This window comes from Micromonospora sp. NPDC003197 (assembly GCF_053590565.1).
Genome location: NZ_JBSFTE010000001.1, coordinates 282,746 through 300,919, shown reverse-complemented (window position 1 = coordinate 300,919; position 18,174 = coordinate 282,746). Strand labels below are relative to the sequence as shown.

Sequence of the window (18,174 nt, the reverse complement as noted above, 5' to 3'; positions counted from 1 at the left end):
ACATGTCGCCATTTCCGACTCCCGCCTCGGCACCCGGCACCACCGTCGTCGGTGGTTCGGCCGAGCGAGCCACACCGGACCCCGTCGATGCGACCCGACCGGATGCGAGCCCTCTGTTCCTCCGGTGGGCGGGACCGCTGGTGGCGGTACAGGGCATCGGCGTCGGGATGGCACTCGTCGCCGTGTCTCCCACCAGATGGTGGTCCTGGGCGACGTTGATCGGGATGCTGGTCTGTCTCGGCCCGGTGACCCTGCTGCCGGGCAGCAGGTGGCACTACCGCTCGCTGGGCAGATGGCGCAGGATGGTTCGACGACGTAGCCGTCTTGCTGCGCAGCTTTCGGCGTCCGCCGGCTCGTTCGCGGGTGCGGAACACCCGACGACCAGCGGCCCGCTGGCGGTAGCCGAGCCGGTGACGGTTGCGGGGCTGGTGACGGTTGCGGGGCCACTGCGGACGCGAACCGTCGAGCGCGGCGGCGGCCAGGTCGGCGTGGCTGAGGACGCCGGTGGCTGGTTCGCCGTCGCGGAGCTGGCACCCCGCGTCGACCTACGCTCCGATGACCGGGACGGGCCACCGACCGAGGTGCTTGCGCGGATCTTTCAGGACCGCGCGGATCCGTCTGCGATCCAGTTGATCGACCATATCGTCGGCGCACCGAGTGGCCTGCTGCCGGCCGGGGCACCAGCGGTCACGTCGTACCGCCAGTTGGTGGCCGGGCAGCAGACGGTGGCACAACGGTTTTCCTGGCTCTGTGTCCGAATCGACACCTGTGACAGCGCGGTGGTAGCAGCCCGGCACGGGGGCGACCCGGGTGCCGCTGCACGGGCGACGGCCACGGCGATGCTGCGGGCCAGTCGACTGCTTCGGCAGGCCGGCTACGCCTGCCAGATCCTTGGGGAACGGGAGTTGACGGCGGCGCTCACGATCACCGGACTCGTGCCCGATCGGCCGGTCGAAGTTGATGAACGGTGGCAGGCGGTACGGCTGGACGGGACAGCGCAGAGCGTCTACGCCGTCAGCGATGCCGGTGGTGCCGGTGGTGCCGGGCCGGACGTCACAGCCGTACCAGCGATCGCGACGACAGCAGCGGTAACCCTGGTGCAGGTGTCGGGGGAGTTGTTGGCCCGGCGGCTCGTTCGGGTCGTCGCGCTTGAGGGCGGGCTTGCTGCCTGCCAGAGCGCGGTACGGGACAGCGCACGGCGGGCCAGCCACACAGCAGTGCGACTCGACGGCCGGCACGCCCCGGCTGTCTACGCCGCCGGACCCACCAGCGCGGCGCTTCCGCCAACCGGCAGCTACGCCACCTCGGCTGCCGCTGCCGGGCTCGACCCGCTGGACGTGCCGTGGCAGCGGCTGCCAGCAACTGGCGGGCGGGTCGGCGGGGCTCGTCCGGCCGTGGGACTGTGGCTTGGCTACGACGTCGACCGTCGCCCCGCAGTGGTCCGGGTCTTCCGGGTACGCCCCACCGAGCTGACGCTGGTCGGTGGTGCCTGGACCGCCCGGGTGCTTGCGGCCCGGGCCCTCGCGATGGGTGCCCGGGTGCACCTGTTCACCGCGCATCCGGACGACTGGCACGAGTTCGCGGCGGCCACCGGACTGGCGGACCGACTGTTTGTCGGAGTGGAGCCGCCGGTTGTGGCGGATCCGCGGCAGCCGACGTTCATCGTCGATGACCTCGGTGCCGACGAGACCACTCCCCGGGCGGGCATGCGCCCCTGGCAGACCCGGCTCACCGTGCTCCGCCGGCTGACCAGTTTCAACGCCCGCCGCTTGGGGGAGGCGCAGCTGGTCGTACTGCACCGGCTGACCGACGATGAGGCAACGGTCGCTGCTGAGGTACTTGGCATGACGGGCGACACACCACGGGCGCTGACCCGGTTGCCGGACGACATGGTCGCGTTGGTCGGCGGCGGCGTCAACAGCTATGTGTGGCTGGAACCGACCGACTGGGAGCGGAGTTTCGGCGTACCAGGCCGGTTGATCCCGGACGTGGCGATGACCGGTGCGACCGTGGAGAGGGGCCAGCGATGACCGACTGGCTGCCGGACGAGCAGCAGGCGCGGCTGCTGCACGAGGCGGCGCGCAGTGGGGACGGGGAGGCCTACCTGGGCTCGCTGCTCGACAGCTGTCTGGTGATGCCCACCGATCCGGACGCCGATCGGTGGGCGGTGCTGCCGGTCGGCGATGACACGTGTGTCATCACCTTCACCACCGTGGACGGGCTGCGTGCCAGCCCGATCGGGGATGCGGATTCCCGGTACCTTGTCTGCCCGGTTCTTGATCTGGTGGCGACCTGGCCTGATCCGGCGTACTCGCTGGTTGTCGATCCGACCCTGGAGACCCAGGCGGTGATCGGGGCGGAACTCGTCAGCGAGTTGGCGACGCGCGCCTGTGCGGCGTACCCGCTGGATGCGGCACTTCGGGCGGCGCGTACCGAACTCGGCCCCTACCTGGAGGCATTGCTCACCTCCGAGGTGGTCGTGCCCATCTGGCCGTACGGGTCACTGTCCCGGGATCTGACCGATCCGGAGTTCGGCTGGTGGGGGGCGACGGCCGAGGATGCGAGCGTGCAGGTAGTCCTCTTCAGTGCGCCGGCCCGGGTGCAGGCCCGCCTCGGCGACGTGCCCTGGCTGATCGCGCCTTTCCACGAGGTGTTGACTCATTGGCCGCAGGGGTGCGATGCGCTCGTCGATCCGGACCAGCCCACCGGGGCACGGGTGCCTGGTGAGGTGCTGAAGGTGCTGGCCGGGCGGCTGATGGAGGCCGACCGCGAGGCCATGACGCAGCCGACTGATGTGCAGCAGACCGCAGCGCAGCCGACTTATGCGCAGACGGCTGAGGTGCACATCGCAGCGCAGGCGGCGGATGCGTCGGCGACGAGTTCTCGGGAACGTCCGGTCGGACAGCGGGGAGTGAGCGGTGAGTGACGGTATCTGGCTGCTGGCCAACCGGTCGTACACCGTGGGTCGGGTACGAATCGCCCCCCGGTACACCATCGTCGATGCCAGCGGTGCGCTGGCTGGTCTGACCGTGGCCGCGATGGATGGACGGGAAACTGAGCACGCGTTGCGGGAGGGAGACACCTTTCCGCTCGATGGGCACGCATGGATGGTCAGCGCGATCACCGCAGCCGGTACCAATGGGTACGCCGTACGGATCGAGCCGACCAACCAGCCGGACCAGCCGGCGTCCGGGGCCGAGCCGAATAGCGAGCCGCCCCGGGCCGTCCGGGACCGGCCTGCCGCCGGGCTGACCGATCTGGGTGCCTGGACCGAGGAGGAAGCGGCGCGCTTCGGGCTGGCCCAGCAGACCCTGTCGGCGCTGATCGCCTCGTGCTCGACCCGGCTGGCCAACGCCACCGACCCCGGGCAGCAGGAGCGGCTGAGCGCCGAGCAGGCCGGCTATGCGCGTGAGCGACGAGCGCTGCGGCCCGGTGACACCGAACAGGTCGACCAGATCCTGCGCGACTATCCAGCGCTGCTGCGTCGACTTCGCGACGACCACCAGAGCACGGCATCGGCTACCGAGGACCTGGCTGATCCTTAGTAGATGATCGTGACGCCACCAAATCAACCATGAATGTGGCGATTACTAGGATCGTCGCCGTGATCATTAAACGACGGCTTCCGATAGTCCTGTTAGGACTATTAGCCGCTCTTCCGACACTGGGCGTGCCTCCCGCGTACGCCGCCGAGCCCGAGACCACACCCGTCGAACCGCCCAAAATGGAGCTGGTGCTCGACGTCAGCGGCTCGATGCGCGCCAAGGACATCGGCGGACGTACCCGCATCGAGGTTGCCCAGGAGGCGTTCAACGACGTCGTGGACGCGGTGCCCGAGACGACGGACCTCGGCATTCGCGTCCTCGGTGCCACCTACGGTGGCGACGACAAGAAGGTCGGCTGCCAGGACACCCAGCAGCTCGTACCGGTCGGCCCGGTCGACCGGGTGAAGGCTAAGAATGCCATCGCCAGCCTGCGCCCCACCGGTTTCACCCCGGTCGGGCTGGCCCTGCGGGAGGCAGCCAAGGACCTCGGCACCGGTGAGACGACCCGTCGCATCGTGCTCATCACCGACGGCGAGGACACCTGCGCGCCGCCGGACCCGTGCGAGGTGGCCCGCGAGTTGGCCGCCCAGGGCACCCACCTGGTGGTCGACACGCTCGGCCTCATCCCCGACGAGAAGGTACGTAAGCAGCTCGTCTGCATCGCCTCGGCGACCGGCGGGACGTACACCTCCGCGCAGAGCAAGGAGGACCTGACCCGCCGGATCAAGCAGATCGTGGAACGGGCCAAGGACACCCACGCCAAGACCCCGGCGAAGGTGGTCGGCACCGACGTCTGCGCCAAGGCACCCGTACTTTCCCCCGGGGTCTACACCGACCGGGAGCGCTTCGAGGAGCACCGCTGGTACCGGATTCCGGTCAAGCCGGGGCAGGAGCTGCGGGCCTCGGTCAGCATCGCCCTGGACCGGCCGTTGAACCGGGACTACGGCGTACTGCTGCGGGCCACCGCCACCGACGGGCGGGAACTGGTCCGTGGCAACGACGCGGGCAGCGGCCGTACGGACGTACTGTCGACCGGCGTGCGCTGGTCGGCGGCGGACGATGAAGACGAGGAAGAGGCGGAGGACGACGAGAAGGGCGGGATCTTCACGAACTCGACCGAGAAGGCTCCCGAGCCCACCGTCGTCTGCCTGGTCGTCAGCAACTCCTTCTCCGCACCGGCCGGTGCCGGTCAGGCTCCGGGTATGCCGCTCGAACTGACCATCGACCTGGTCGACGCCTCGCCTGCCCCGAACAGCCCGGGTCTCGGCCGGGGTTGGGTGCTGCTGGGCGTACTGACCCTGGCGGGTCTGCTCAGTGGCCTGCTCGTCGGTTGGCTGACCCGCTGGTGGGTTGCGGTCTGGAGGACCCGATGACGATTCGGAGGACGCCGGCCTTGACGCCGGCCTTGACGCCGGCCTCGACCTCGGCTCGGCGGGCGGCGGTGGTGCTTGCCGCTGCTGGTATCGCCATCGGGCTGCCGGCCGCCGCCAGTGCGGAGACACCGACCCCGTCCCCGGGGGCCGCGACGATCAACAAGGCGGGCACCTCGTTCCTCACCGCCGCCGGGATCAGTCCCGGCCAACCGGTACGGGTCGGCGCCTCCATTGGTGACTACCTGTACTGGTCGTTCACGGCCAAGGCGGGGGAGACCCATCACGTGGCGGCGACCGTCTCGTTGCCGACGGCGGGTCGGCAGGGCGACTCCACCTGGACCGTGGAGGTCTTCGATGGGCTGCGCCGACGGCAGGCGTGTGTCGCCGGGGCGCAGACCCCGGTAGCGGCCAAGGCCGCCACCAGCGTCGAGCTCGACTGTGAACTGCGGCAGGTACGTTCATGGGCTGAGCCGTGGTCTGGTGACCCACTGCCGGGCACCTACTACGTCCGACTCTCCGGCAGCGCCTTGCCGGATCAGGAGCTGGGCCTGCCGATCGAGGTGAGCCTGGTGGTCGGCGTGGAGTCCGACGGGGACACCAAGCCGGAGGGCGGCGACCTCAAGCAGTCGCTGGCGATGCCGGTCGAGCCGGGCAAGGTGGTGGTCGACGATCCGACCCTCAGCAAGCCGGACCCGGCGGCGGCCGGTGACGAGGAGGACGGCTGGTTCGACTGGGTACGGTGGCCGAACCTGTCGTCCCGCTGGTACTGGACCATCGGGGGCGGCATCCTGGCCGCCGTCGCGGGTGTGGTCGGTTTCGCCCTGACCCGTCCCCGTAACCGCGTCAGCTGACCCTCCGTACCTACCCCGCTATGCCGCGTTGATCAAGAGATTTGCGTCAACTTTTGGTTCTTGGCTGACGCAAATCTCTTGATCAACCGGGGTGGTCGGTCGGGGTGGTCGGCCGGGGTGGTCAGCGGATCGGGTCGAACTCCGGTACGGCGTGGCGCTGGAACAGACTGCGGACCTCGGCCGGATCACCGGTACGGCTGAGCGCGAGCAGGAGCAGCAACCGGGACTTCTGCGGCAGCAGGTCCTCGGCGGGGATGACCGGACCGGGAGTGTCGTACACGGCACCGGTGTTGTTGCGGTTCGCCGCGACCACGGCCATGCCCGACTGCATCGCCGACATGAGCGCCGCCGTCTGTGCCGGGGACGGGGTGCCGGCAGCTACCACGCCCTTGACTCCGGCCGCCGCCATCGCGGTGATCGACTCGCCACCGGCATCAGCGTACGAGTAGACGATCTCCACCTTGGCCAGCTGGTCACGCGGCATCGTGGCCAGGTCGAACGGCGTACGCCACTGCTTCGGCTGATCGCAGTCGCGGACCCGGGCGGGGGCGCGGTGCAGTCGTACGTTTTTCTCGTCCACCGTGCCGAGGACGCCCAGCTCGGGTGACTGGAGGGTGTCCAGTCGAGTGGTGCTGGTCTTGGTGGCGTCCCGGGCGGCGAGGATCTCGTCGTTCATCATGATCACAGTGCCGAAGCACTGGGTACGCCGACCGGCCGCGAGCGTGATGGCGTTGTAGAGATTGGGCGGCCCGTCGCTGCCGATGACCGTCCAGGGGCGCATCGAGCCGGTGACCACCACCGGTTTGGGGCTGCGTACGGTCAGGTCCAGCCAGTACGCCAGCTCCTCCATGGTCTGCGTGCCGGTGGCCACGACCACCGCGTCCGCCCGGGTCAACTGCTCGTCGACCAGCCGGGACAGGTCGTGGAACTCGGCGATCGTGTACTCGCTGGAGCCCTTTTCGCCGAAGTCGACCGAGGAGACGTCGGCGACCTGACCGACCTCCGGTTGCAGGAATTCGACCAGCTCGGCGACCGGCGTACGGCCGGGCTGGTAGCTCTGGAAGCCGACCCGGCTTTCGGACTTTCCGGCGATCGTGCCCCCGGTGCCGATGACGGCGACCTTCGGGCGGCTCTCCCGCTTCGGCGCTATGGTCGGCGCGCTGGCCGAGCCTGGTACTGCGGTTACCGTCAGGAATCCGAGGACGACCAGTGCCAGCATGCCTGCGCTGCGGGAACGCGACTTTGTCATGTCGTCAGCCTGCCGTTTGCCGGGCTGGAATTCGATCAAGCCAGCCCGACTCTTCAGGTAGCGGCCAGCCTGACTCTTCATGCTGCGGGTAGCCATACCCGTAGAGAAATGTCGTACGTGGCCCGGAGTGCCCATAAACAAGATCCTTAATTTCTGATCAAGTTTCTTGTCCGGTTTCGGGCGGTCTATCTACTGTGGACCAGCTTGGACGGCAGTTCGAGCCTGACCGCTGAGGAGTCGTCGGGATGCCAGCACAGCAGGGTGAACCAGAGCAACCAAGGATGTTCAGCCGTCGCGGGTTCGCGCTCGGTGCGGCGGGAGGTGTCGGCGCGTTCGCGGTCGCCGGTGCCTCGCCGGCCATGGCGGCCCCCGTGGATGCCGTGGGTGACGGCGTCTACACGATCAACGTCAGGGACTACGGTGCCAAGGGCGACAACACGACGGACGACTCCGACGCCATCCGGGCTGCGGTCGCGGCTGCGGTCGCGTCCCGGAACGGAGTGCACGTTCAGCGGGAGGTCTACTTCCCGCCGGGGCAGTACCGGGTCACCAAGAAGGACACGCTGATGTGGTCGCCGACCGCCGGCAAGTCCGACCAGGTCTTCGGCCTGCGGTTTCGAGGCGGTGGCCCTCGGGTCACGAACATCAACTTCGCGAGCAGCTTCGCCGCGAACGCCGACCCCCGCGAGAACAATTTGATCACCGCTGCGATGCGGCTGCGGTACGCCTACTTCTACGACATGAGCTTCAGCTCGACCAACCCGAACAACCGGTTCGCCTACTACTACTCTCGCGACGGCGACGACACCAACTACCAATACCCGGAGTACGGCTACGGCCAGAACCAGTACTTTGTCTATCAGAATGTCGAGTGGCGTGGTCAGTGGGACCGGGTCATCGGCATCGACGGTGACCAGCAGGCCAACAACAACAGCGAGCACCACTTCATGCTCTGCTCGACGGACACCGCCTCGGAATACACCGATGCGTTCCTGCGCTGCGGCGGCATCAGCCCCACGAACGACCAGCAGAACCAGTTCCTCAACTTCTTTGTGCTGTCGTGCAACTTCGCGCTGCGGAAGGGTAACTTCTTCCGCTTCGATCGCGGCGGATCGATCAACGTCTTCGGCGGTTCCTGGTCGATGGTCGGCAACAGCGACGGGACGCAGAACACCTGCAAGTACTTCTACCTGCCGCTGGCCAACGGCAACACGACAGCCGCCCGGCTGAACGTCAATGGCGTCCGGTTCGAGCCCCGGGCTACGGACAAGCACCGGATCATCGACTGTAACTGGAACAACGGATCGGTGACGTTCACATCCTGTTCCGACGTGGGGGCGGTGCAGGGGACCAACGGCAAGCCGTACAGCTTCCACGAGTACAAGGCCACCAGCAATCGGCTGCCGATCGTGCGCTACCAGGACTGCGTACTCGCCGGACGGCATCTGGTGAGCGCCAATGGCACCAGTCTCACCAACGGAAAGATGATCTACGAGGGCTGCCGGACGTACCACAACACCAAGGCGGTCGGCGGCACGTCCGACGCGGACGCCTTTCTGCAGTACGCCGGCACGCCCGCCCGGTACGCGTTCCGCGACAGCTGGGCGATCGCCGACGTCTCCGGCTGACGACGAGCATCCCCACTCCGGGCCGGTCGACCGCTACGGTTGATCGGCCCGCTTCGGTCGCAAACTCCGCCGACCACGTTGCCCCCCGACCACGTTGCCCCCCCCGACCACGTTGCCCCCCGGCTCGCGTGGAGGCTTCCAGCGTCATCACGCAACGTATGCGATTGGGAGAGCGGTCGAGCTGAAGTAGCGCTGCGTATCGGGGTGTAGAACCAGCCCCGTCAATAGAAGTGCAGTACAGCGCGTCGACTGTCGACTTTAGAGGAACTATTCCGGTTTTCGGCGATGGCGTTCCGTATAACGGCAGCCCTGTCACGCTTGCACAGAGCGTACACATGCCACTCTGGACACAAGTGGCCACGCTGCGACATCTATGCTGATCCGGCGCACCTGCCGGCTCTTCGCCCGTCTGCCCCTGGGCATCGCGTGATCTGCCGGCGAACCGGACCTCGAAACTGATATGCCCAGTCCGACCACCCCCATCCCTGCTTCAGGGACCGGTACCGAGGTAGTACACCGGGCTGGCGCACCAAAGGGGAGGAACAAAGCAATGCGTACCGAGCAGCCGACCCAATTCGGCTATCGGCAGGAACTTCGCCGCACATTGGGCTTTACGGACCTGCTGTTCTACGGATTGATCTTCATGGTGCCGATCGCCCCGATGGGCATCTTCGGGTCGGTCTACAGCAGCTCCGGTGGGATGGTCGTCCTGACGTACCTCATCGGCATGGTTGCCTTGGCGTTCACGGCATCGTCGTACACGCAGATGGTCAAGGCATTCCCCCTGGCCGGCAGCGTCTACAACTACGCCGGTCGGGGTATCGGCGCGCCGGTCGGCTTCCTGGCCGGTTGGGCGGTGCTGCTGGACTACGTACTGGTGCCGAGCATGCTCTATCTGGTCGCCTCGGTCGCCATGCACTCCACCGTGCCGGTGATTCCGGTGTGGGGGTGGCTGATCCTGTTCGTCCTGTTCAATACGATCGTCAACTACCGGGGTATCCGGCTCACCGCGGCGATCACGCGGATCTTCCTGATCGGCCAGGTGATCGTCCTGGCGGTCTTCCTTGCCGTGGGCCTCGTCGCGTTGTTGGAGGGCAAGGGCACCGGTTTCTCCATGGAACCGTTGTTCAACCCGGACACCTTCACCTGGCCCATCGTCTTCGGTGCGGTCTCGGTAGCGGTGTTGAGCTTCCTCGGCTTTGACGGCATCAGCATGTTGGCAGAGGAGAACCGGGGCGGCGCAGGGCAGATCGGCCGTGCCATGGCAGCGGCCCTCGGTCTGGCTGGCCTGCTGTTCATCACCCAGACCTGGGTCGCCGCGATGCTGCTGCCGAACGCGGCTGAGGTACTGGAAACCGGAGACCCGGACGGGGTCGCCTTCTACGACGCCGCCCGCGAGGCCGGCGGGGCGTGGCTGGCCACCCTTTGCGCGATCGCCACCGCACTCGCCTGGGGCTTCGCCAACTCCCTGGTGGCCCAGGTAGCGACCTCTCGGCTGCTGTACGCGATGGCTCGGGACCGTCAGCTGCCGAGGTTCCTGTCGAAGGTCTCTGTGAAGCATGGTGTACCGGCCAACGCCATTCTGCTGACCGCCGCCGTGTCGCTCGTGATCGGTCTCTACATGAGTGCACGCGACGACGGCATCTCGGTGCTGAGCAGCCTGATCAGTTTCGGCGCGCTTACCGCATTCCTGGTGCTGCACTTGGCGGTGATCTGGCACTACCTGGTCCGTCGGCGTAGCCGCAACTACTTCGTCCACCTGGTCATGCCGGCCGTCGGGTTCGTGATTCTCGCCTATGTCGTGATCAACGCCAACATCGCCGCGCAGCGTCTCGGCTTCGTGTGGCTCGGCATCGGCATCATCGTGTTGATCGGGCTGTACGTGGCCGGCCGCCGTCCGGTGCTGTCCGGCCTGGGCAACGAGGAGGACTCCGAATGACCCGTCTCATCCGTCACGCCCCATCCGGCGCTCAGCCGATCTACACGTTCGGCGGACACCAGCCGGTCGCGGAGGTCAAGCCGGGAAACGTCCTGGTCACCACCACCGAGGACTGCTTCGGCGGTGCGGTCCGCACTGTCGACGACCTGCCCACCCAGGTTTGCCAGGCATTCAACCCGGTCGTCGGGCCGTTCCACGTAGTCGACGCGGAACCGGGGGACACCCTGGCCCTGCACTTTGCCGACCTCACCCCGGCTCGGGACTGGGGCATGTCGGCGACCTTCCCGCACTTCGGTGCGTTGACCAGCACACACACCACCGCGACGCTGCAACCTCCGCTGGAGGAGCGGGTCTGGCGCTACGACATCGACGTTGAGGCGGGGATAGTGCGCTATCACGCACGCCGGTCCGACTTTACCGTTGACCTGCCGCTGGACCCGATGCTCGGCACGGTCGGCGTGGCACCGGCCGGTGGCGAGGCCCGCTCCACGATCGTGCCGGATGCCCACGGCGGCAACCTGGACACGCCGGAGTTACGTGCCGGCACCACCGTCTACCTCGGCGTGAACGTGCCGGGTGCGCTGTTCGCCTTCGGCGACGGGCACGCCCGCCAGGGGCAGGGGGAGGTCTGTGGGGTGGCCGTGGAGACCGCCATGCAGGTCACCGTCGCGGTGGAGCTGATCAAGGGGGTGACCACGCCGTGGCCCCGGATCGAGACAGACGACAAGCTGATCTCGATCGGTGCGGCCCGGCCGTTGGAGGATGCCTACCGGATCAGCCAACACGATCTGGTCACCTGGGCCGTCGACCTGACCGGCCTGGAACTGTTGGACGCCTACCAGTTGGTCTCGCAGGCGGGCTTGGCCGCACCCGGCAACGTGTGCGACCCGAACTACACGATGCACGCTTCGATCGACAAGGCCGTACTCTCCGGGGCGCCGGCCTACCAGGGCACGCATCAGCGTCTGCGGGAGTTGGCTGGGCGCTCCGGTAGGTCGGGATGAGTCAACCCTTCACATTGACGCCACCGCCCAACCGGCTGCCGCTGCGGGGCGAACTCTTCGTACTGGCCCACACCGAGGCAGGCGAGCCCATGGCCCACCGGCCCTCGCTCTCCATCGGGCTGGCCGGGGCGATCCTGATCGGACTGGTGATGCCGGTCGAACGGGTCCGAGTCATCGGTGGCTCAGCGGCGGTGGTGGTGGACCGTCAGATGACCGGTGACCCGGTTACCGACTGGGCGGTGACGATGTTGGCCGGGCAGCAGGCGTCGATCTCGGTGCCGGACGCGCTGCGGCTGCTCGCGGTTGATGCGTACCAGCGCACCAGCGCCGGGCTCATCGCTGGCGGCCTGGTGACCGAGACCAACCGCCGCCGGTTGCTCGTCCGCACTGTCGCTTACCCGCCGTCCGACTCGGCCATCATTCCTCGGGTACGGGGTCGACTTCGATACGTCCTACAGGGCGTCGAGGCAGCCGATCCGCAGACCGACGTCCTTGCCGGTCTGATTCGGGCCCTCGGGCTGGAGTCCACCCTGTACCTCGACGCGGGCGGTGAGGATGTCCGCCCGGTGATGCGGCGGATGCTCAACCGGGCCGCCACCGAGTACCCAGGGGTGAAGGAAATCGTCAAGGTGGTCGAGGGTCTGATCGGCGAGTCGGCCATCTCGGTGTACGGCTAGTTTTCCCGGCTTCGGCACGTGGGTCCCGCTCGTCCCGGGACTCATGTGACCGCCTGTGGGGTGGACAACGTGATAACCCCGAGCCCGCCCTCGTCGTCGCGGATCTGCACGTGGTGGTGTGCTGTGCGTTGTGCGCCGTCACTTGTACGCGGTGCTGGGCTGCGTTGTCTACTGGGGAGTCGAACCCCGCGTTGCCCGTCACGCGCCAAGAAAGGGTCGGAGACCGCCGACCTCGGTGTGTGCACGCCTCCGTGACGACTACCTGCTCACGTTGTCGCCCTGCGTCTAGTCCAGCAGGTCCGCCTCCCAGTTTGTGCGCTGGATCCGTACGTCCAACTCGCGGATCTCTCGGGCTAGTCGGTCGGCCTGTTCGCGTAGTTCCGCGACCGGAAGCGCGGAGATCATCATCAACTCGGACCTGAGCTGGCGCACGTACCCCCGCTGACTGTCGGCTGCAGCGTCCGCCGCAGCGGTGATCACCGAATGGCGGGTACGGAGGATGTCCCGACGGGCGAGCGCATCAGTCAACGTACCGTCGTCGCCCATCGAGACAGCGGCGTTGGTCCGGTTGATTCGGCGGATCAACGACTCAAGCGTCTCCAGCACGTCACCGACCTCGACCAGCAGCCGTTGCGCGTCCTCGGCCGGTGTTTCGCCCTCCTGGTACCGAGCGCTGGCGGTGATGCGCGCACGAAGTTGTTCCACCCGGCGCGCCGCAGCGCGTGCGGCCCACTCCGATGTCAGAGGCTGCTGGTATGAGTAGCCACGACATCAGGTAGCGGTTCGTGGTGGGGGAAAGCATGGAAACCCGGGAAGCGGCCCAGCGTTGGGCTCGGACGTGGGCGACAGCCTGGCCGGTCAAGGACGTGGAGGCGATCGTCGCCCTACAGGCCGAGCAGGGCGACCACTTCGCGTCGATGTTCCGGCCCTACCGGGGGCGGGACGGGCTTCGGGAGTACGTCACGGAGTGCTTCGCCGAGGAGACCCGCCCCGCCGAGACCTGGTTCGCCGAGCCACAGGTCGACGGCGCTACGGCGGCCGTGGAGTACTGGTCGGTGATCTATGTCGACGAGAAGCCGACCACCATCTCCGGCTGTACGGTGCTGCGCTTTGACGAGTCCGGCCTGGTGGCGGAGGCCCGGGACTATTCACACGTCAGGGAAGGGCGGCACCTGCCACCGGACGGCCTCTTCGACTAGACGCTGCCCGGTTCGCGCTGCACCCGGTAGAGGTTCTGTACCAGGCCGATCTCGGCGACGTTCTTGGTCAGCTCGATGTTTACCCAACCCGCCACGTCGGCCAACGTCAGCTTCTCGCCCCAGGGCAGCCCGGCGGTCCGTTCGACGGAGTCGAGGTCAGCATCGGTGAGGGGCAGCAGGTTTGCCTGCCAGTCGTCCCTCAGGCTGCGTAGCCAGTCTGCCGCCGCTGCCATGCTGCCCGGCCAGGTGATCTCTTCGCGCTCGGGTGCGCCGGACCCGAAGCAGTGCCCCAGCGTGGTCGTCCACCAGTAGCCGATGTGCCAGGTCACCCAGCCGATGGAGACGGCCGGTACGGGATCCGGCTCGGGCACCGCCCAGTCGGCCACCCAGCGACCGTGCTCGTCCGGTCGTACGGTCCAGCAGACCGGTGCCGGCTCCCAGTGGCAGACCGTGTCGTCGAGGTTGGCCAGGTGGTATTCGAACAGTGCCCAGGCGATGTCGAGTTGTCGGGTCAGCAGATCCACGCGAGTTGTCGGCATCCCGGGATCCTGGCATGCCGCCGACCATCTGCCGACCGGGTTTCTTCTCAGTCGCTGGCGACCTGGTTTCTCAGTCGCGAAGAATTCTTCGGAAGTCCAGGCAACCGATCCCGTCCCGGGGAGGCACCTACTGGTGAAGGGAGTCGGATGCGACGCGACGAGGATGAGGACAGGCGCCAGTTCAGCGAGTACTTCGCTGCTCGGCGCGAGGCGGTCCGGCATACCGCGTACCTGATCTGCGGTGACTGGCACTGGGTAGATGATCTCGCCGGATCGTTCCTGTTCTTCTCCGGTGTTTATCGGAGCCATCCTTTGCCGAAGACGGGTTCCATGTCTTTTTCGATCTTTCGCAGTGTGCCGTTGGGTATGTCGCATGATTCGGCGCCGATCCGGCCGCGCGTCGCCGCTTATCGGTTTTGCTCATCAGTCGGTCGATTGATGAGCGCAGCTCATTCTTTGTAAGACGGGAGTAGGCTCGCTGGGTCCTTGCCCCGGTAGTCGTCATTCATCGGCGGTGCGCGAAGCGGATGCCTCAAACGAAGTGTCGCCATCGAGGTAACGTCCCGGGGAAGTGCCGACGGTTCGCCGGAACGCCGCGAGGAAGGCGCTTGGCGTCGCGTATCCCACGGTATGTGCGACCCGGGAAACGGGCTGGCCCTCAGCGAGGAGGGGAAGGGCGGCACGCAGTCGCACATTGGTGCGCCAGCGGTCGAAGTTCATGCCGGCGTCATGGGCGAACAACCGGGTCAGGGTGCGTCGGCTTACGCCGACGGCCCGTGCGTGTGCGTCAAGGCTCCGGGGGTCCGCGGGGTTGGCGAGCAGCGCGTCGGCCACGGCGCGTACGCGGTCGTCGGCGAGGTCCGGCACATCGATGGGTGCGGCCGGCAAGGGGCGCAGGAGGTCCAGCACGACCGCCTCGGCCCGTAGCCGTGCGTCGTCGGGGAGGTCCTTGCGGCTGAGGTAGGCGATTAGGTGGGCCAGCAGCCCATCGACGCCGACCGGCATGGGTTCTGTCCAGCCCTGATCGCATCTGTGTGGTTCGAAGTAGAGGCTGCACAGCACCGCGTCGCGGGTCGCGCCGGTCCGGTGGACAACCCCTGCGGGTAGCCACAACGCCCGCGTGCGCGGCAGTACCCAGTAGGCATTGTCGACAGCGACGCTGAGTACCCCACGCCGCGCCCAGGCCAACTGGTGCTGCGGGTGACTGTGCGGGACAAACCACTGCCCAGAGGCCAGAGGAAAGTTCCCGACGACGATTGCGCCCACCCCGGCCGGGACGGGCCCCACGACGGCATTGGTCATACTTCCAAGCCTATGTCCTCAATGCGATATGACGTGGCCTCGTAGCGCATCGCGGCCAGCGCCGTTGGTGCATAGCGTCGTCCTATGTTGATCAAACGACCGCGCCATGGGTGCTACCACCGTTCGTACAGGCCGCTTACGGAGACGGGGCGCCCGGCATGACGTCCGTATCAACCACGGCCGCTGCCAATGTCGTTGGGCACCGCGGACTTGCTCTGGTGGTGCTGTGCTTCGTGCAGTTCATGCTTGTCTTGGACGACAACGTGGTGAGCGTCGCGCTCCCCAGCATGCGCGATCATCTCGGCTTCAGCGCCGCGGGCCTGGCCTGGGTCGTCAATGCCTACTTCCTCGCCTTCGGCGGGCTGCTGCTGCTGTTCGGCCGCATGGCCGACCTGCTGGGCCGCAGACGCGTCTTCCTTACTGGTGTGGCGCTGTTCGGTGTGGCGAGTCTGGTTTGCGGGCTCGCGCAGGAGCCCTGGCAACTGGTGGCTGGGCGGTTCGTTCAGGGCGCGGGTGCGGCCATGGCCAGCCCGGCCGCGCTGGCACTGATCACACTTCTGTTCCCCGGTACCGAGGAGCGCGCCAAGGCATTTGGCATCTGGGGCGGCATCGCGGCTCTGGGCGGCACGATGGGCCTGGTGATCTCTGGCGCGTTGACCGGCCTTGCGTCCTGGCGCTGGATCTTCCTGATCAACCTGCCGGTGGCCTTGGCGGCCGTTGCGCTACTCCCGCGCCTGGTCCCCGAGAGCCGGGCCGGGCGCGGGGCGCGCCTCGACGCACCCGGTGCAGTATTCGGCACCGGTGCCCTGGTGTCCCTGGTCTACGGTCTGCTCGGGATCGGGGAGTCGGGCTGGGGGGACCCGGTCGTTGTCGGCTCCCTGTGTTTGGCCGTGCTTCTGGCCGTCGCCTTCCTCGCGGTCGAGGCACGAGCTGCCGAGCCACTTGTGCCGTTGTCGTTCCTGTCCTTTCGGATCCGCACCGTCGCCAACGGGGCGACCCTGTTGTTCTCCGCCGCTATGTACGCGATGGCCTTCCTGCTGATGGTGCATCTGCAGACCGTTCTGGGCTACCGCCCACTCACGGCCGGCGTGGCCTACCTGCCCTACTGCGCTGGAATCCTTGCGGGCATGTGGCTCTCCTCCCGAGCGGTGGTCAGGTTCGGCATGCGCCCGGCCCTCGTCATGTCGTTCCTGATCAGCGCGGCCGGATTGCTGTTGCTATCCGGCGTGGCACCGAGCGACGGCTACGCCTCCGGGGTGCTGCCCGGCATGCTCGTCACGAGCCTGGGATGCGGACTGAGTCTGCCCGCCTTGACCGTCGCCGCGCTCACGGGCACCACCGAGGAGAACGCCGGGCTCGGGTCAGCCGTCCTGAGCTCTGTTCAGCAGGTCGGAGGCGCTGTGGGGGTGGCGGTGCTTGTCGCTCTGGCCACGAGCCGCAGCGACGCCCTAACCGCGAAGGGCGACCCCCTGCACGCCGCGACGCAAGGCTTCTCACTCGCACTCACCGTCGCTGCCGCCCTCCTTGCGCTCGGCGCTGTCCTCATAGCCACCTTGCTCGGGAAGAACCATCGCCCAGGACACGCGCTCGACGCCGGAGAAGCTCCGGCCACCCCCGGGAACCGTACGTAGCCACCATTTCAGTTGGCCCTTTTCTGGTGGCGCGTCCGAGCATTGATGGCTCAATGGGGGAGTGCCGCCGACTGAGGCAGCCGAGTGGGCCGGAGCGCTCGGCCACGACTGACCAGCGCCGAAACTTCGGCACGCATTTGGCACAGACGCCCGCGATGGGCCGCTGACGGCCGAACATTGCCGGACACACGATGAAGGCCGCTGACTAAGTTGCCTGGTCAGCGGCATTACGTGCTTTTTGTCGGTGGTGCCCCCGGCAGGATTCGAACCTGCGCCCCCGCCTCCGGAGGGCGGTGCTCTATCCCCTGAGCTACGGGGGCTCAGCGACTCAGGAACTGTAGCAGGCACCCGGTTGGTCAGCCCAATCGGTATCCGCGCATGTCGCCGCTGCATTCCGTTCGTACCTGCCCTCGGCTAGGTGTTCCGGCCGCAACTGGGCAGCGGGTGCAGCACGATGCGGGGCGGGAGTCGGCGTGGCCACCGGGCGATGGGCCACGAGCTGTCCACGATCGCGTGCACCGTACGGCCGGCCGCGCCACTGAGCCGCAACAGGAAGTCGCGGGGCAGGGGCGGGTTGACCGCCGGAGTGGCGATCATGAAGCGGGTACGGCCGCGTGCCGACGCCGCCGACAGGACATCAGCCGGTGGCACCACGCCGTGCAGGCGGGTCCGACCGAGCCAGTAGACGTCGGCGTGATGCTCCTGGGCGGATCGGAGAATCGCCGGGTAGGCGTGCTCCATCCACCGGGCGACCGAGTCGGCGCAGAGGCTGCAGGCCCGCTCCCGGGGTTCGCGCGGGCCGAGGCCCCACGCCCCCAGGTACGCCCCGACGTCGCGCAGGTCGAGGTCGAGTTGGAAGCGGCGCTGGATGAGGGCGGCCACGGTGTGCCGGGACCACAGTTCGTCGTCCAGGCCGTACCCGTCGGGATAGTTGCCCCGGATGGCCTCGATCAGTTCGAGTTCCTGGTCGCGGCTGAGCGTCCCCTGCGCGCCCGACCGTTGTCCGCGACGGACGGCTGCCACCGCCCCGTCACCGCCGATGGTGTGACGCCGGCACCAGTCGGTGACGGAACGTCGTGCGTCCTTGAGTGCAACCCCCACGTCTAGGACAACGACCCCGGATCATGCCTGGTCACGATATCTGTGGAGAAAACTCCTGAAAGCGTGCACTAGGTCTTAACTGGGCTATACCGACAAAATGGGTGAGATGTGGCAGTCGTGCAGATAAACGACGGCG

The 18,174-nt window shown here is 67.5% G+C and carries 17 protein-coding genes and 1 tRNA gene; 12 read left to right on the top strand and 6 right to left on the bottom strand.

Going from position 1 to position 18,174, the window contains the following annotated elements:
• Positions 1–2: 2 nt before the first annotated feature.
• From ACWDV4_RS01410 to ACWDV4_RS01390, 5 genes are read left to right on the top strand one after another with little or no spacing between them, the layout of a single operon-like run.
• Positions 3–2,030: a type VII secretion protein EccE gene (locus ACWDV4_RS01410; RefSeq protein WP_449973914.1), complete on the top strand. Its 2,028-nt coding sequence runs from the start codon at positions 3–5 to the stop codon at positions 2,028–2,030.
• Positions 2,027–2,926: a hypothetical protein gene (locus ACWDV4_RS01405; RefSeq protein ID WP_449973912.1), complete on the top strand. Its 900-nt coding sequence runs from the start codon at positions 2,027–2,029 to the stop codon at positions 2,924–2,926. The genes ACWDV4_RS01410 and ACWDV4_RS01405 overlap by 4 nt, the downstream gene beginning before the upstream one ends.
• Entirely contained in the window at positions 2,919–3,545 is a 627-nt protein-coding gene (locus ACWDV4_RS01400; RefSeq protein ID WP_449973910.1) for a DUF6406 domain-containing protein, read from the top strand. The genes ACWDV4_RS01405 and ACWDV4_RS01400 overlap by 8 nt, the downstream gene beginning before the upstream one ends.
• 59 nt (positions 3,546–3,604) lie before the next feature.
• Positions 3,605–4,918 (top strand): VWA domain-containing protein, encoded by a 1,314-nt coding sequence (locus ACWDV4_RS01395; RefSeq protein WP_449973908.1) that lies wholly within the window; start codon positions 3,605–3,607, stop codon positions 4,916–4,918.
• Positions 4,915–5,769 carry a peptidase gene (locus tag ACWDV4_RS01390; protein WP_449973906.1) on the top strand — a complete coding sequence of 285 codons (855 nt, stop codon included), beginning with the start codon at positions 4,915–4,917 and terminating at the stop codon, positions 5,767–5,769. Before ACWDV4_RS01395 ends, ACWDV4_RS01390 begins: the two co-directional genes overlap by 4 nt.
• Before the next feature lie 121 nt (positions 5,770–5,890).
• Here ACWDV4_RS01390 and ACWDV4_RS01385 read toward each other — a convergent pair whose 3' ends face one another.
• Complete coding sequence (locus ACWDV4_RS01385) at positions 5,891–7,018, bottom strand: asparaginase (RefSeq protein WP_449973904.1); 1,128 nt, start codon at positions 7,016–7,018, stop codon at positions 5,891–5,893.
• Between the two features lie 245 nt (positions 7,019–7,263).
• Between ACWDV4_RS01385 and ACWDV4_RS01380 the strand changes: the two genes are divergently transcribed.
• The 4 genes from ACWDV4_RS01380 (at position 7,264) to ACWDV4_RS01365 (ending at position 12,266) form a co-directional block, all read left to right on the top strand.
• Positions 7,264–8,646: a glycosyl hydrolase family 28-related protein gene (locus tag ACWDV4_RS01380; RefSeq protein WP_449973902.1), complete on the top strand. Its 1,383-nt coding sequence runs from the start codon at positions 7,264–7,266 to the stop codon at positions 8,644–8,646.
• Between the two features lie 550 nt (positions 8,647–9,196).
• Positions 9,197–10,585, top strand: a complete 1,389-nt coding sequence (locus ACWDV4_RS01375; protein WP_449973900.1) for an APC family permease — start codon at positions 9,197–9,199, stop codon at positions 10,583–10,585.
• Positions 10,582–11,589, top strand: a complete 1,008-nt coding sequence (locus ACWDV4_RS01370; protein WP_449973898.1) for an acetamidase/formamidase family protein — start codon at positions 10,582–10,584, stop codon at positions 11,587–11,589. The genes ACWDV4_RS01375 and ACWDV4_RS01370 overlap by 4 nt, the downstream gene beginning before the upstream one ends.
• Positions 11,586–12,266 (top strand): GOLPH3/VPS74 family protein, encoded by a 681-nt coding sequence (locus ACWDV4_RS01365; protein ID WP_449973896.1) that lies wholly within the window; start codon positions 11,586–11,588, stop codon positions 12,264–12,266. The genes ACWDV4_RS01370 and ACWDV4_RS01365 overlap by 4 nt, the downstream gene beginning before the upstream one ends.
• A 285-nt stretch (positions 12,267–12,551) precedes the next feature.
• On the opposite strand, the gene ACWDV4_RS01360 is transcribed toward ACWDV4_RS01365, so the two are convergent.
• Positions 12,552–12,971: a DIP1984 family protein gene (locus ACWDV4_RS01360; RefSeq protein ID WP_449973894.1), complete on the bottom strand. Its 420-nt coding sequence runs from the start codon at positions 12,969–12,971 to the stop codon at positions 12,552–12,554.
• A 95-nt stretch (positions 12,972–13,066) separates the two neighbouring features.
• Here ACWDV4_RS01360 and ACWDV4_RS01355 point away from each other — a divergent pair, with 95 nt between their 5' ends.
• Positions 13,067–13,465, top strand: a complete 399-nt coding sequence (locus tag ACWDV4_RS01355; protein ID WP_449973892.1) for a nuclear transport factor 2 family protein — start codon at positions 13,067–13,069, stop codon at positions 13,463–13,465.
• Here the strand turns inward: ACWDV4_RS01355 and ACWDV4_RS01350 are convergent.
• Positions 13,462–14,004, bottom strand: coding sequence for a DinB family protein (locus ACWDV4_RS01350; RefSeq protein ID WP_449973890.1), 543 nt, complete (start codon positions 14,002–14,004; stop codon positions 13,462–13,464). The two genes, ACWDV4_RS01355 and ACWDV4_RS01350, sit on opposite strands and share 4 nt — an antisense overlap.
• A 147-nt stretch (positions 14,005–14,151) precedes the next feature.
• On the opposite strand from ACWDV4_RS01350, the gene ACWDV4_RS01345 reads away from it, so the two are divergent.
• A complete protein-coding gene (locus ACWDV4_RS01345) occupies positions 14,152–14,466 on the top strand; it encodes a hypothetical protein (protein ID WP_449973888.1) in 315 nt (104 codons plus the stop codon).
• A 39-nt stretch (positions 14,467–14,505) separates the two neighbouring features.
• Here ACWDV4_RS01345 and ACWDV4_RS01340 read toward each other — a convergent pair whose 3' ends face one another.
• Positions 14,506–15,306, bottom strand: a complete 801-nt coding sequence (locus ACWDV4_RS01340; RefSeq protein ID WP_449973886.1) for an AraC family transcriptional regulator — start codon at positions 15,304–15,306, stop codon at positions 14,506–14,508.
• A 218-nt stretch (positions 15,307–15,524) separates the two neighbouring features.
• On the opposite strand from ACWDV4_RS01340, the gene ACWDV4_RS01335 reads away from it, so the two are divergent.
• The gene (locus ACWDV4_RS01335) at positions 15,525–16,937 is read left to right on the top strand and encodes an MFS transporter (RefSeq protein WP_449973884.1); all 1,413 of its coding nucleotides are present in this window, start codon (positions 15,525–15,527) and stop codon (positions 16,935–16,937) included.
• A 245-nt stretch (positions 16,938–17,182) separates the two neighbouring features.
• Here ACWDV4_RS01335 and ACWDV4_RS01330 read toward each other — a convergent pair.
• A tRNA-Arg gene (locus ACWDV4_RS01330) sits at positions 17,183–17,257 on the bottom strand.
• A 94-nt stretch (positions 17,258–17,351) separates the two neighbouring features.
• Complete coding sequence (locus ACWDV4_RS01325; protein WP_449973882.1) at positions 17,352–18,038, bottom strand: winged helix-turn-helix domain-containing protein; 687 nt, start codon at positions 18,036–18,038, stop codon at positions 17,352–17,354.
• Positions 18,039–18,174: the final 136 nt, after the last annotated feature.